This window comes from Streptomyces griseoviridis (genome assembly GCF_005222485.1).
Classification (GTDB): domain Bacteria; phylum Actinomycetota; class Actinomycetes; order Streptomycetales; family Streptomycetaceae; genus Streptomyces; species Streptomyces hintoniae.
In genome coordinates, this window is sequence record NZ_CP029078.1 from 5,166,004 (window position 1) to 5,179,030 (window position 13,027).

Consider the following 13,027-nt stretch of genomic DNA (forward strand, 5'->3'; position numbering starts at 1 on the left):
GCCCGCGCGGCAGGCGCCGCTACAGGGCTCCCGCGCCCGCCGTCGCACGGCGTGGGACTGTCAGCGGTTGACCGCCTGGATCTCCTGGACGGTGATCTCCTGCGTCGTGCCGAAGGTGCCGTCCGGCAGGTCGCCGCCCGTGCCCCCGGTCCCGGTCCAGTCGATCTGCCAGGTGATGGTCGCCGTGAGCCGGTAGGAGCCCGTACCTGAGGAGCGCAGATAGGTGAGGCCGCAGGGCGGAGTCCTGTCGGCCTTGCCCTTGGCGTAGGGCTCGCCCACGGACTTGTCCCCGCTGAGCGTGCAGATGCCCGAGGCCGGGTGGGTCCGGGCGTCGCCCGTTCCGGGCTCCAGCTTCAGGGAGACGGGCCTCGCGGTGGTGGTGGCCTGGATGTTGAGACCGGCGACGGCCAGGGACGCCGTCACGGACACGTCCTTGAACGTGGCCTTGTCCAACCAGGCCCAGGTGGGGAGGTTGACCTTGGTGGCCGTGTCCGGCGCGAGCGAGACCTTCGTACCGGGAAGCTGGATGGCGTTGTAGGCGGCCTGCGCGAGGATCTCGGGTGTGACCGCTTGGGGAACGCCGGGGTCGTCGTTGTTCGCCACCCAGAAGGGGAGTTCGCCGCACTGCATGCTGGCCGGGTCGTCCGTGCGGTCGGGATTCTGGACGGCGACCCACCAGTTCCCCTCGTCCGCGTTCTCCTTGTTGTAGTCCTTGTACTTGCCGTCCTTGTAGATGTCCCGGAACTGTCCGACGGCTGCCTTCGCGTAGTTGGCCTGGCCGGGGGTGTTGAGGGTCTCCTCGTACGTCGTCTCGACGTACTTCCCGAACTCGGCGACGGAGCGAGGCTCGTACCAGCACGCGGGCGGGGTCCAGTCGGTCACCGGCCGCACGGCCGTACCGCTGCCCGTGGGCCGCACGGAACCGCTGTAGGTCACCTTGGACATCAAGGTGCCGCCGCTGGTGCCGCCGGACTGCTTGGTGTCGCCCTGGGTCCCTTCGCTCGGCGGCCAGTCGGCGAGGGCGGTGCCGGGAGTCAGCGCGAGGGCCGCCCCGAGCACACACGCGGTCGTGAGTCGCGCACGGGGGCTCACGGAGTGCACGACTTGTTGCCCCTCTGCGACGTCAGCTTCGTGGTCTTCCAGATGCCCTGCGCGCTCTTCTCGACGCGCGAGCTGTAGAGGACGTAGGACTTGGCGGTGACAGCGGTCCGGTGGATCTTCCCGGACTTGCGGTCCTTCGCATAGGCCTTGCCCTGGTCCTCGCAGTAGACGACACCGGCCGACTTCGAGTCGAAGACGTCGATCTTCGCGTTGTAGTAACGGTTCGCACCGGTGATGCTGTAGCCGGCTTTGACGACGGACTGGACCCAGTCCTTCGCCTCGGCCAACGCGGCATCGCCGTAGTAGAAGTCGAGCGCGGAGTGCTCGGCGTCGCCCTGGGTGATGGCGTAGTTGGTGGCGTCGATCCGCCGCGCCACGTCCTGGAGCACCGCGTCCTTGGCGGAGTCGCCCGTCTTCCAGCTCTCGAAGGTATCGGTGAGGTCACCCGGCAGGGTGATCTGCGGTCGCTCGGTGGTGCTGGTCTCGTCGCTCGGTGCGGCGGACGTCTCGGCGACGTCGGCTCCGGCGATCTTGTCATTGGCCTTTGCGTCGTCGTTGCCGCCGCAGGCCGTCAGCGCGAGGGCTGAGGCGGCGGCGATGACGACGGCGACAGGCACGGTGCGGCGCGTCACAGTTGCTCCCCGTAAGACATGACGTCAGGCAGGGCACCGACGCTATCGGGTGAGTTCCATGTTTCGCCAGAGCGAATGGCTCCGTGGACGCCAACGATCGCGGCCAATCGCTACTTCGCCGGAACTGCCGCTCGGCGGTCCACATTGACACGTCCCCGGACCGGGCTCCGGCCGCCTCTCCCGGCGGCCCCACCAGGGGGAATGCGACTCGTGGACGTTCGCCGACACCGTGGACGGGAGGCGGACCTACGCCAACTGGAGCGCAACGTCCCGCCACCGCGCCATGGATCGCCCCGCACCCCCCATGGGATTATCCCGTCGCAGGCCGATCGTCTATCTCTGGGGGAACGAAACTCATGGCGACCACGCGACGGAGGGCCGCTGCGGCCGGTCTTCTCGCCTCCCTGGTCCTCTCCGTGACCGGTTGCAGCAGCGACTCGGGCAACGGTGGGGACAACGACAAGATCGAAGGGGCGGGCGGCGGCGGGACGTCGGCCTCCGCGTCGCCGTCGGCGTCCGCGTCCGGGGGCAAGGACGCGCCGGTGTTCGACCTCCCGTCGGACATCACCGTCACGTCCGACCTGAAGCCGACGGGGGACGCGGTCAAGGACGCGGTGTTGCGGGACGTGGCGTATTCGGCGCAGGCCCGTGTCGAGGCGTTCGCTCAGGGTGTCGGGCAGACGGCCAACATCAACCGCTACTTCGCCGTGGAGGCCCGCACGTACTGGGTCGGCCGGGTCGCGACGATCAAGAAAAGCGGGCGCACTGTCACCGGCGCCTATCGCTTCTACGGCTTCCAGGTCACCGACACCGCCGGCGGCAGGACTGCGGCGGCCCGTTACTGCGAGGACCAGAGCAAGGCGTACGGCAAGGAGATCAAGAGCGGGAAGGTCCTGCGCACCGAACCGAGCGACCAGGACTTCATCCTTTACACGCTCCAGGCGCAGAAGGACGCCGCAGGGGACTGGCAGGTGACTCGGCAGAGCTGGAAGAAGGGGGACGCCTCGTGCGTGCAGGGCTAGCAGGGGCGGCCGCGCGTCCGGTCGCGAGGGTGATCGTGGCGATCGGGCTTCTCGTGGCGCTGGGTTCCGCCCACTCGGCGTTCGCCGGGGACGGCACGGTGGACGGCGGATCGGGCGAGGCCGGGTCGGGCACACCCGACCCCCAATCCGGCGGCGACTCCGCCAAGGGCGGTATCGGCGCCCACATCCGCATCAGCCAGAGCGCCGTCGGCTCCGGCAGGCCCACCTCCAACGCCACCTCCACCAACGTGAACTGGAAGCCGCCGGTCTGCTGGTACGAACCCATGTACACCTCCGAGGAGTACGAGGAGTTCATCAAGTCCGCCTACGCGGGCGCCCAGGAGCCGGCGGCGAGTTACGCCAAGAAGCGGGCCGACGAGGGCTTCCACAAGGACGACAAGGGCCTGTGGTGGCAGGTGAAGTTCCGTGACGACGACTTCTCCGCCGACTGCCCCGTCACCACCGACAACTGGGAGATATGGGTCCCACCCGCCGACCCCCGCCCCGACCCCCACAAACTCACCCCCGAGATCCTCTCCGAACTTGCCTACAACGCGACCAAGTTGCCCACCCCGCCCGTCGTCCTCAGTCCCGGTGCCCAGCGGCTCGTCGTGAATCTCGGGACGCGGGTGAAGCTGGACGGTGACTTCGACCGGGTCTGGACGACCGCCGACATCGACTACAAGGGCGTCCAGATGGCCGCGACGACGGTCGCGACCCCGGTGGCCCTCCGGGTCGACGCCGGTACCGACGACGCCGATCCGCAGTCGTGCACCTACGACCTGGTCAAGGGCGACGGCGGGTACACCGTCGACAGCGCGGGCGCCGACTGCAACGTCACGTACCGCCGCTCGTCCGGCAGCGGCACCTACCCGTTCAAGGCGTCGATCACCTGGAAGGTCACCTGGACCGACTCCGCCGACCCCGACGGGCCGGCCCGCGCACCGGCGCTGCCGGACGGGCTGTCCACGGTCGAGCAGGACGTCGCCGTCAAGGAGATCCAGGCCGTCAACCGGTAGGCAGACGATCGGTAGGCCGTCAACCGGTAGGCCGTCAAACGGTAGCCAGACGATCGGTAGGCGGACGACCGGTCGATTGACGACCGGTATGCCGGCGGACAGTGGTTCGGCGGTCGGCGGTCGGCGGTCGGCGGTCGGCGGGCGGCAAGCCCGGCCCCCGGGTGACGTCAGCCCGCGTCCCCCGTTCGTCGCCTCGGGTGACAGTCCGGCCCCGGGCGGCGGCCGGTCGTCCCCTGGTGAGCGAATCGTGCAGCCTTCATGAACGCAGCGTGAGGAGTGGCGCGCGGGCGCGAACGCAGGCGCGGTGGGCCGGATTCGCTTCCGCACAGTCGGGCGGGGTGGTCCAATCCCGCCGCAACCTGCGCTTCCGTGCGCCGAGTTGCAGATGAATAACGGCTCGCTCTCCGCGTGGCGGGTGTCCGGACGCACCTTGAGGGGCTTATGCGTGGCTGATACGGTGCGATGGCTTGACACTCACCCCTGCGGTGGCTAATTGCCCGGGTCGGGCGGTACGTCCGGCTCATCCGGGACGTCTGCTCCAGGGCGGCCCCGGGTGAAGTGTCCTGATTCGCAAGGGAATCTGCGAGCACGGCCGTGCCAACGGCCACCGGCACAGCACCACACTGAACTGAACTGGCATGGAAACACAGCACTGAACGCGGTGCTGACTGAGTACTGGTGACACACCAGCTTGGGCTTACGGGGAGCGGTTGCGTGAAGATCCAAGAGCGTACGGGGGCGGGCGCGGGACGTACCGGCGCTCCGGCTCAACCGTCGGTCGGTGACCGACTTCCCACGCCGCCGCGCGAGCGCAAACCCGCGCTCGCCGCTCTCGCGGTCCTCCTCATCCTCGTCGGCGCGCTCGGTGCGACGACGCTGGTGCTCCAGGCCGGCGACCGCGTCGAGGTCGTCAAGGTGACGAAGGCGATCCCCGCGGGCGGCTCGGTCACCGACGCCAACACCACCTCCGTGCTGGTCGCCGACGACAGCGGCGTCGCCTACGTGCCGTGGGCGCAACTCGGCGCGCTGAAGAAGCTGAAGGCGCTCAACCCGATCCCCGCCGGTGTCATCCCGGTCGGCCAGATGTTCGGTGAGAGCGCCGGCGTCGCCGAGGGCAAGGCCACGGTCGGGCTGTCCCTCAAGGCCGGTCAGTACCCGAACGGCCTGGAGAAGGGGGACTCCGTCGCCGCCTACCGGGTCCCCAAGGGCGGGACAGGGTCCAACTCCAGCAGTACGTCCGGCGGTTCGAGCACCGGCAGCGCCAACACCCTCCTGGTGGACCGGGCCAAGGTCGACTGGGTCAGGACGGAGAAGGGCGACGAACTGGTCGGGAGCACCAACTTCCCGATCACGCTGATCGTCGACGCCGACCAGGCCGCGGCGCTCGCCCAGGCCGCCTCCGACGGCGACGTGGCCCTCGTCCGCGTCTCCGGCAACTAGAAGGCGGCACCGCACTCATGGCCCTCATCGCCCTCGCCGCCGACAAGGGTTCCCCCGGCGTCACCACGGCGGCCGTCGCCCTCGCGGCGGTCTGGCCGCGGCGTGTCCTGCTGGCCGAGACCGACCCGGCCGGCGGCGACCTCGTCTACCGCAGCGCCGCCGCGCACGGCGGACCCCTGAACCCCAACACCGGCATGCTGTCCATCGCCGCCACCGCGCGCCGCGGCCTGGTCCCCGACCAACTCTGGGACCACGTGCAGCCGTTGAGCGGCGGCCTCGAAGTGCTCGTCGGGCTCGGAGGCGCCGAGCAGGCCGCCGGGCTCGCCGGTCTCTGGCCGACCCTCGGGCGCGCCTTCGCCTCGCTCGCCGACTCCCCGAACGCGCCCGCCGACGTCATCGCCGACTGCGGCCGGATCAGCGGCGACACCCCCGCCCTCGAACTCTTCCCGCACGCGGCCCTGGTGCTGCTGATCTCCCGCACCGAGCCCGAGGCCATCGCCCGGGTCAGGGACCGCGCCGCCGTCCTGTCCACCAAACTGCACGGCGGTCCGCGCGGCGCGGGCAGCCTCGGCCTGCCGTTGATCGGGGTCGTCCTGGTCACCGACACCGGCGAGGCCGGCAAGATCTCCGGGCAGGTCAACGACATGCTCGTGCACGCCCAGACCGGGGCCCGGGTGGTCGGCACCATCGCCGACGACCCGGCGGGAGCGGACCAGTTGGCCGGACGCAAGCGCGGCCGCCTCGACAAGTCGCTCCTCATCCGCACCGCCCGCAAGGTCACCGCGGACCTCTACCAGCAGTACGGCGCCGCCTGGTCCGTGCCCACCCCGCCGCCGCACGCGGGGGCCGGCCGATGACGGCGGTCGACCACCAACTGGTCAAGAGGTTCCGGCAGGACGCCGGTGACCGCATCTCCGAGCAGCGCAGGCTCGACCAGGCCGGCGGCGTCACGCCGATGTCCAACGAGGACGAACGGCAGTACGCCCGCGCGGTGATCGCGCAGATCCTGGAGGGCCACGCCCGCGCGGAGATCAACGCGGGCCGCACCCCGCTGGACGCCGAGACGGAGGAGCAGTACGCGGCTGCCGTGCACGCCGCCCTGTTCGGCGTCGGCCGGCTCCAGCCGCTGCTCGACAACCCGGACGTCGAGAACATCGACATCAACGGCTGCGACCAGGTCTTCGTCGGGTACGCCGACGGGCGTGAGGAGAAGGGCGATCCGGTCGCCGAGACCGACGAGGAACTGATCGAGCTGATCCAGGTGCTCGGCGCCTACTCGGGTCTGTCCTCGCGCCCCTTCGACACCGCCAACCCGCAGCTCGACCTGCGCCTGCCGGACGGCTCCCGGCTCTCGGCCGTGATGGACGTGGCCCGTCGCCCCGCGCTCTCCATCCGCCGCGCCCGGATGGGCAAGGTCTTCATCTCCGACCTCGTCGGCAACGGCACCCTCAGCCCCGAGGTCGCGCACTTCCTGGCCTGCGCGGTCCGCGCCCGCAAGAACATCATGATCGCGGGCGCCACCAACGCAGGCAAGACGACGCTGCTTCGGGCCCTCGCCAACGAGATCCCGCCGCACGAGCGCCTCATCACCGTGGAACGCGCCCTGGAACTGGGCCTCGACACCTTCCCCGAACTCCACCCGAACGTCGTGGCGTTCGAGGAGCGGCTGCCCAACTCCGAGGGCCAGGGCACCATTTCGATGGCCGAACTGGTCCGCCGTTCCCTGCGGATGAACCCCTCCCGGGTCATCGTCGGTGAGGTGCTCGGCGACGAGATCGTGACGATGCTCAACGCCATGTCGCAGGGCAACGACGGCTCGCTCTCCACGATCCACGCCAACAGCTCGAGCGAGGTCTTCAACCGCATCTCCACCTACGCGTTGCAGGCCACCGAACGGCTGCCCATCGAGGCCAGCCAGATGCTGATCGCGGGCGCCGTGAACTTCGTCGTCTTCGTCCAGCGGCGCAACAACTTCCAGAGCGGCGGCCGGCTCCAGCGCGCGGTGACCTCCGTGCGCGAGGTCAACGGCGTCGACGGCCGGGTGCTGTCGAGCGAGGTCTTCGCCGAGGCGCACGACGGCCGGATCGTCCCGCACGCGCCGCTGTCCTGCCTGGACGACCTGATCGCGCAGGGCTACCGGCCCACGGGAACGTGGGGGTGAACATGATGCCTGTCGCAGCCGGCTCGCCCGGCTCCTTCGGCGGACTCTTCTCGACGACCGTCCTGTACTCGATCGGCTGCGGGGTCGCCGTCGGCGGCGGCCTCGCGCTGCTCATGATCGCGATACGCGGCCTGCCCGCCAAGCCCGCCCACGAGAAGCAGAAGGCCGCCGAACGGGCCGCCGAACTCGTCCGGTTCGCCGGACAGCGCGGGTCGATCGCCGCCATCGTCGGCATCGTCGTGCTGCTGCTGACCCGTTGGGCGGTCGCCGGGATCGCGGCCGGTGTCCTCGTCTTCTTCTGGGACCGCCTGTTCGGCGGCGCGGGCGAGGAACGCGCCGCCATGCGCCGCGTCGAGGCCCTCGCCTCCTGGACGGAGTCGCTGCGCGACACCATCGCCGGCGCGGTCGGCCTCGAACAGGCCATCCCCGCCTCCGCGCGGGCCGCCGCACCCGTCCTGCGGCCCCATCTCGACGCGCTCGTCGACCGGTTGAGGTCGCGCACCCCGCTGCCCGAGGCGCTCCAGCATCTCGCCGACGAGATCGACGACGCGTCCGCCGACATCATCGTCGCCGCGCTCATCCTCAACGCCCGGCTGCGCGGCCCCGGTCTGCGCCAGGTGCTCGGCGCGCTCGCCAAGTCCGCGCGCGAGGAAGTGGACATGCGTCAGCGGGTGATGGCCCAACGGTCCTCCACCCGGCGCTCGGTGCAGATCGTCGTCGCCGTGTCGATCGCGTTCGTGCTCGGCCTGTCCGTCTTCAACCGCGACTTCGTCGAGCCGTACGGCACCCCCACCGGACAGCTCGTCCTGGCCTGCGTCTGCGGCCTGTTCGCCCTCGGCTTCTGGTGGCTGCGCAAGCTCTCCACCATCGAGACCCCCGAACGCTTCCTGGTCCGCGACGACTCCGCCGTCCAACTGGTCCGGCCGCGCGCCGCGTCGGGCCAGAGCCCGCACCAGGAAGAGGGGGTACGACGATGAGCCTGACGATGCCCGTCCTCGTCGGCGCGATCCTGGGCCTCGGCGTGTACGTCCTCGTCCGCGCCCTCGTCCCGTCGAAGCGCAGCGCCGTCTCGCAGGTCGCCAGGATCGACGCGATGCGCGCCCGCGGCGCCGCCTACGAGTCGGCGCGCAAGGCCGCCGAGCAGGGGCGGGTCGGGTCGCTGCGGGCCGAAGTGGGCCTGCGGGTCTCCGAGTTCTACCTCCAGCAGGGGTGGGAGCAGCGCTCGCTGCGGGCCGACCTCGCGGTCCTGGACCGCAGTTGGGAGAACTTCCTCGCGACCAAGGTGCTGCTGGGGGTGGCCGGGCTGGTCTTCGGCCCGTTCCTGTTCGCCGTCGTGTGGACGATGAGCCTCGCCAGCGGGCCGGTCATCCCGGTCTGGCTGGCGCTGGCCTGCGCGGCCCTCTTCTTCTTCCTGCCCGACCTCGAGGTCCGGCGGGACGCGGCCGACAAGCGCCGTGACCTGCGCCGGGTGATCGGCGCCTACCTGGACCTGGTCTCCATGAGCCTGGCCGGCGGCCGGGGTCTGCCGGAGGCGCTGATGGCGGCGGCCGAGGTCTCGGACGGCTGGGCCACCCAGCGCATCCGCAACGCCCTGGCCGACGCCCGCATCACCGGCACCAGCCAGTGGCAGGCGCTCGGCCAACTCGGCGAGGAGATCGGGGTGGAGGAGCTGAAGGACCTCTCCGCGTCGCTCGCCCTGGTCGCCGACGACGGCGCCAAGGTCCGGGAGTCGCTCGCCGCCCGCGCCGAGACCATGCGGCACCGCGAACTCGCCGAGATCGAGGGCAGCGCGGGCGAGAAGTCGCAGTCGATGCTCGTCGCGCAACTCCTGCTCTGCGCGGGCTTCCTGGTGTTCCTGATCTTCCCGGCGGCGATGAGGGTGTTCCAGGTGTCCTGACGTGAGCCGCGGCCCCGGCGGCGAGGAACCAGCCGTCCGGCACACCGCTTCCGACCGGCGCCCGGCCGCGACCCGGTGCCGCGCGACGAACCACCACCGCCCATCCCGAACCGCCGAGACCACCGGCTCCACCGAACGCAGCGAACGGCAACCGAACCGGCACACCGCCACCTCCGAACCGGCGAACTGCTTCTGAGAGGACAACCCACCATGAACGCGCGGAACTTCCCCACCGGTGTCCCCGCCGTCGACTTCCTCGTCACCTTCTTCCAGGGCCGTCTTCAGCGTGTCCGTTCCGGTGAACTCGACCGCGGTGCCTCCGCGGTGGAGTGGGTCATCATCTCGGCGGTCGTCGTGGCGATCGTCGGCGTGGTGGCCGCGATCATCAACACCGCGCTCAGCGACGGCGCGAACAAGGTCGGCGACTGCATCAAGGGCGCGAGCGCCAGCAAGACCTGCTGAACGCGCCGACGGGACAAGGGTCTACGGGGATGTCGGTGCGCGTACGTCGCTGGACACGCCGCCGGGTGGAGGCCGCCTCCGCCCGCGGTGAATCCGGCATGACCGCGATCGAGTTCGTGCTGCTCACGCCGGTGCTGTTCTTCATGATCTTCGCGACGGTGCAGTTCGCGCTGTACTTCTTCGCCGATCACGTCGCGCAGGCGGCGGCCCAGGCGGGCGCCCGCAAGGCCCGCGCCACGGCGCACGACCAGCCGGGCGGCTGGCGGGGCGAGGCGCGGGACGTGGTGGACAGCTACATCAGGCAGTTGGGACCCCAGCTGATCCTGTCCCCGAACGTGACGATGCGTCAGCCGGACGCGGACACCGTGGGGGTGGAGATCACGGCGCGCATCCCGACCGTCTTCCCCGGGCTCGACCTGACGGTTCACGCCCAGTCGGAGGGACCGGTGGAGAGATTCGTGCGGGACGACGGAGCCGCCGGCTGATGAACCTCCACACCGCGCCGGCCGAGCGCCCGGCACCCGACGACCGGGGCCTGTCCACCGTCGAAGTGGTCATCCTGGCACCGGTGATGATCATGTTCATCCTGGTCCTGGTGGCGTTCGGCCAGTTGGTCGACGGCCGCGGCGCCCTCGACGGCGCCGCCCGCGACGCGGCACGGGCCGGCTCCATCCAGAAGGACCACGCGACGGCGATGTCGGAGGCCGCCCGAGCGGCCGAGGCCGACCTCACCGACGTCTGCTCGGGCCCGGTGAACGTCGTCCAGACCAGCCAGGGCTTCGTCCCCGGCACCATCTTCACCGTCGAGGTGAGCTGCCAGGTGCGCGGCCTCGCGATGCTGGGCCTGGACATCCCCACCACCCTCAAGGCGAGCTTCAGTTCGCCCCTAGACCCGTTCCGGAGGACCGCGTGAGAGACCTCCGGCACCGCACCCGCGCCCTCCTCGCGGACCGCCGCGCCCGCCTGGACGACCGCGGCTCGGGAGCGGGCGCCGTCATCATCTTCGCGCTCGTGTTCCTCTCCCTCTCCGCGTTCGTCATCGACGGCGGCATGTCGATCTCCAAGCGCGAACGCGCCGCCGACATCGCGGAACAGGCGGCGCGGTACGCGGCCCAGGACATAGACCTGGACGCCCTGTACGAGGACCAGGGCGGCGCGGCCCCCATCAACTTCCAGAACTGCGACGCCCGCGTGCGGACCTTCGCCCGCACGATGGACCTGAGCGGCGCGGACATCGCGGCGACCCACTGCGTGGCGGCGAACGCCGACGAGGTCCAGGTCGAGGTCCAACTCACGTACGCGCCGGTGTTCACGGGGCTGTTCTACAAGGGGGCCGTGGTGGTGCACGGGGACGCGGTGGCGCGGAACGAGGTGGGATAGGGATGTTCGGACGAGGCAGGACAGAGCCGGTCGTCGAGCCGGTGGAGTGGGACTGCCCCGGGCTGTTCTCCGTCACGACCCTGGTGCGGGTGTCGACCCTCCGCCGGGGCAAGCTGACCGGTCCGCCCGCGGTCCGGGTGCCGGTGATGCTGGGCGGGGTGCGGCACTTCGCGCCGATGGCGTTCGTCGCGGCGACGGCGGGGGAGCACCCGTCGTACGCGTTGTACGCGGCGGTGAGCCCGGACACTCTGTTGTGCTCCCTTCTGCCGGAGAAGGGCGGCGCGCGCTACCGGGTGACGGACGCGGACGGTACGGAACTGGGCACGGTCCACCGCACCCCCGCCGCCAAGCGCACCGTCCAGCACAGTTGGTGGCTGAGGCAGCCCGGCCACGCGGACATCGTCGCGCGTTACCACTGGGCGCGAGGGAGCGCCAAGGACATTGCGGCGCGGGGTAAGGAGACGGCGGTGCGGGGCGCCGGCAGCGTCGTCGGGGGCGTCGTGGACAGCGTCCTCAGTTTCGGCGCGGAGGACACCAATTCCCGCTCGGCCCCGGCCAAGGCGATCACCTGGCTGGCGGACGGCGACGAGGAGCCGACGGCGATGACGGCGGGCCACGTGGACGGCGTCACGACGTACACACCGCGGGTCGGCTGGCTGGACCGCAGACTGGCTTTCGCGCTGGGGGTGTTGAGGGAGTCCTAGAGCTCCTCACGGCCCCTGCTTCCCCCTCTCCTCGGGCTTGACGGCGTCCCTTGCCTTCTTGTCGAGGTCGTCGTCGAGTTTCTTGAACTCCCGTACGACGGCGTCGGACATGTCGGCGAGGGCGTCGAGCTGCTGCGAGATGTCCTCGCGTCCGTCCTCCCAGTTCGACTCGAAGTCGTCGAGGGCGTCGTAGACGCTGCCGTCGCCGAGGTCGTCCCGGTAGGAGGCGAAGAGTTTCTTGGTGTGGTCGAGGCGGCTCTTGAGCGAGCGCAGCTTGCCGCCGTACTCCTCCAGCTCGCTGAGCGGCAGCGCCAGGTCGCTCTTGCCCTTGCCCATGCCCGCGTCCCCCGGTCTCGTAGGCTGATCGCACCGTACAGCTCCACGATATGCGCGTGGGCGACAAGGGAACGGGGAGAACCGGAGACATCATGGCCCGCTACATTGAGGCGCTCACGATCGAGCGCGGAGGCTTCCGGATCAACGTCCCAGAGTCCTGGTGGGAGTTCGACGTCCGTCCGGAGTCCAGGGACGACGCGATCCACCGCATGGTGACGGAACGGGTCCGGCAGCACCCGGAACTGGCCCCCTACCGCGACACCTACACCACGTTCCTCCGGAAGGCCGCCGCGGACGCCTGGAAGTCCGGTGCCCTGTACTGCGGTTGCATGGCGGAGAGCTTCGGCGGTGCGACGCCGATCACCGGGTCGGTGACGGTCTCCCTGGTCGGCGGCCGGACCCGCGAGGGCGCTCCCCTCTCCACCGACCCCTCGGCGATCGCCTCCGGCCTCGCGCCCAAGGAGGCACGGAACGAAGGGGACTCGTGGCGCAAGGTGACGACGGTCGACATCCCCGGCGTCGGCGGCGCGGCCCGCACCTTCGGCATCGAGGACATCGCGATTCCTGACGACGCCCTCGACCGAACCGTCCGCGCGGTCCTGATGCAGACGTTCATCCCGGTGCCGGGCCAGGAGGGCAAGGTCGCGCTGGTGGCCGGCAGCAGCCAGGTACTCGACCTGGCCGACTCGTTCTTCGACATCTTCGACGCGATCACGTCGACGTTCCGCTTTACGGGGCCCGGGTGAGCTGCCCTGCGTGAGGGGACCGCTGCCGCCGAGGCCCGCGGACCGACCTTCACGGTGAACGGGTGTGCCGTGTAAGTTCGCGTGTGCATACGGTGGTTGTCGGATCGGGTATGACGGGGGTTGCGAC

The 13,027-nt window shown here is 70.5% G+C and carries 16 protein-coding genes; 13 read left to right on the plus strand and 3 right to left on the minus strand.

Annotation, left to right across the window (positions count from 1 at the left end; genetic code table 11):
• Window positions 1-60 precede the first annotated feature (60 nt).
• Together DDJ31_RS22295 and DDJ31_RS22300 are read right to left on the minus strand one after the other, a co-directional pair.
• Window positions 61-1,101 (minus strand): hypothetical protein, encoded by a 1,041-nt coding sequence (locus tag DDJ31_RS22295; protein ID WP_431027510.1) that lies wholly within the window; start codon window positions 1,099-1,101, stop codon window positions 61-63.
• Window positions 1,089-1,733, minus strand: a complete 645-nt coding sequence (locus tag DDJ31_RS22300) for a hypothetical protein (RefSeq protein WP_127178578.1) — start codon at window positions 1,731-1,733, stop codon at window positions 1,089-1,091. Before DDJ31_RS22300 ends, DDJ31_RS22295 begins: the two co-directional genes overlap by 13 nt.
• A 356-nt stretch (window positions 1,734-2,089) precedes the next feature.
• Here DDJ31_RS22300 and DDJ31_RS22305 point away from each other — a divergent pair, with 356 nt between their 5' ends.
• The 12 genes from DDJ31_RS22305 to DDJ31_RS22360 all read left to right on the plus strand — a co-directional run bounded on the left by DDJ31_RS22305 (window position 2,090) and on the right by DDJ31_RS22360 (window position 11,818).
• Window positions 2,090-2,755: a hypothetical protein gene (locus tag DDJ31_RS22305; RefSeq protein WP_127178577.1), complete on the plus strand. Its 666-nt coding sequence runs from the start codon at window positions 2,090-2,092 to the stop codon at window positions 2,753-2,755.
• A gap of 35 nt (window positions 2,756-2,790) precedes the next feature.
• Window positions 2,791-3,774, plus strand: coding sequence for a hypothetical protein (locus DDJ31_RS22310; protein ID WP_127178576.1), 984 nt, complete (start codon window positions 2,791-2,793; stop codon window positions 3,772-3,774).
• Window positions 3,775-4,488: 714 nt separating this feature from the next.
• Entirely contained in the window at window positions 4,489-5,214 is a 726-nt protein-coding gene (locus tag DDJ31_RS22315) for a hypothetical protein (RefSeq protein ID WP_127178575.1), read from the plus strand.
• 17 nt (window positions 5,215-5,231) lie between these two features.
• Entirely contained in the window at window positions 5,232-6,071 is an 840-nt protein-coding gene (locus tag DDJ31_RS22320; protein ID WP_127178574.1) for a hypothetical protein, read from the plus strand.
• On the plus strand, window positions 6,068-7,375 hold the full coding sequence (locus DDJ31_RS22325; protein ID WP_127178573.1) for a CpaF family protein: 1,308 nt from the start codon (window positions 6,068-6,070) through the stop codon (window positions 7,373-7,375). The genes DDJ31_RS22320 and DDJ31_RS22325 overlap by 4 nt, the downstream gene beginning before the upstream one ends.
• A 2-nt stretch (window positions 7,376-7,377) precedes the next feature.
• Complete coding sequence (locus DDJ31_RS22330) at window positions 7,378-8,352, plus strand: type II secretion system F family protein (protein ID WP_127178572.1); 975 nt, start codon at window positions 7,378-7,380, stop codon at window positions 8,350-8,352.
• Entirely contained in the window at window positions 8,349-9,272 is a 924-nt protein-coding gene (locus tag DDJ31_RS22335; protein WP_164784912.1) for a type II secretion system F family protein, read from the plus strand. The genes DDJ31_RS22330 and DDJ31_RS22335 overlap by 4 nt, the downstream gene beginning before the upstream one ends.
• Window positions 9,273-9,482: 210 nt before the next feature.
• Window positions 9,483-9,734, plus strand: coding sequence for a hypothetical protein (locus DDJ31_RS22340; protein ID WP_127178571.1), 252 nt, complete (start codon window positions 9,483-9,485; stop codon window positions 9,732-9,734).
• A gap of 29 nt (window positions 9,735-9,763) precedes the next feature.
• Complete coding sequence (locus DDJ31_RS22345; RefSeq protein ID WP_127178570.1) at window positions 9,764-10,219, plus strand: TadE family protein; 456 nt, start codon at window positions 9,764-9,766, stop codon at window positions 10,217-10,219.
• Complete coding sequence (locus tag DDJ31_RS22350; protein ID WP_127178569.1) at window positions 10,219-10,647, plus strand: TadE/TadG family type IV pilus assembly protein; 429 nt, start codon at window positions 10,219-10,221, stop codon at window positions 10,645-10,647. The genes DDJ31_RS22345 and DDJ31_RS22350 overlap by 1 nt, the downstream gene beginning before the upstream one ends.
• Complete coding sequence (locus DDJ31_RS22355) at window positions 10,644-11,114, plus strand: pilus assembly protein TadG-related protein (protein WP_127178568.1); 471 nt, start codon at window positions 10,644-10,646, stop codon at window positions 11,112-11,114. The genes DDJ31_RS22350 and DDJ31_RS22355 overlap by 4 nt, the downstream gene beginning before the upstream one ends.
• A 2-nt stretch (window positions 11,115-11,116) precedes the next feature.
• Complete coding sequence (locus DDJ31_RS22360; protein ID WP_127178567.1) at window positions 11,117-11,818, plus strand: hypothetical protein; 702 nt, start codon at window positions 11,117-11,119, stop codon at window positions 11,816-11,818.
• A gap of 6 nt (window positions 11,819-11,824) precedes the next feature.
• Here DDJ31_RS22360 and DDJ31_RS22365 read toward each other — a convergent pair whose 3' ends face one another.
• On the minus strand, window positions 11,825-12,154 hold the full coding sequence (locus tag DDJ31_RS22365; protein WP_127178566.1) for a hypothetical protein: 330 nt from the start codon (window positions 12,152-12,154) through the stop codon (window positions 11,825-11,827).
• A 92-nt stretch (window positions 12,155-12,246) separates the two neighbouring features.
• Here DDJ31_RS22365 and DDJ31_RS22370 point away from each other — a divergent pair, with 92 nt between their 5' ends.
• Window positions 12,247-12,900: a hypothetical protein gene (locus tag DDJ31_RS22370; RefSeq protein WP_127178565.1), complete on the plus strand. Its 654-nt coding sequence runs from the start codon at window positions 12,247-12,249 to the stop codon at window positions 12,898-12,900.
• Window positions 12,901-13,027: the final 127 nt, after the last annotated feature.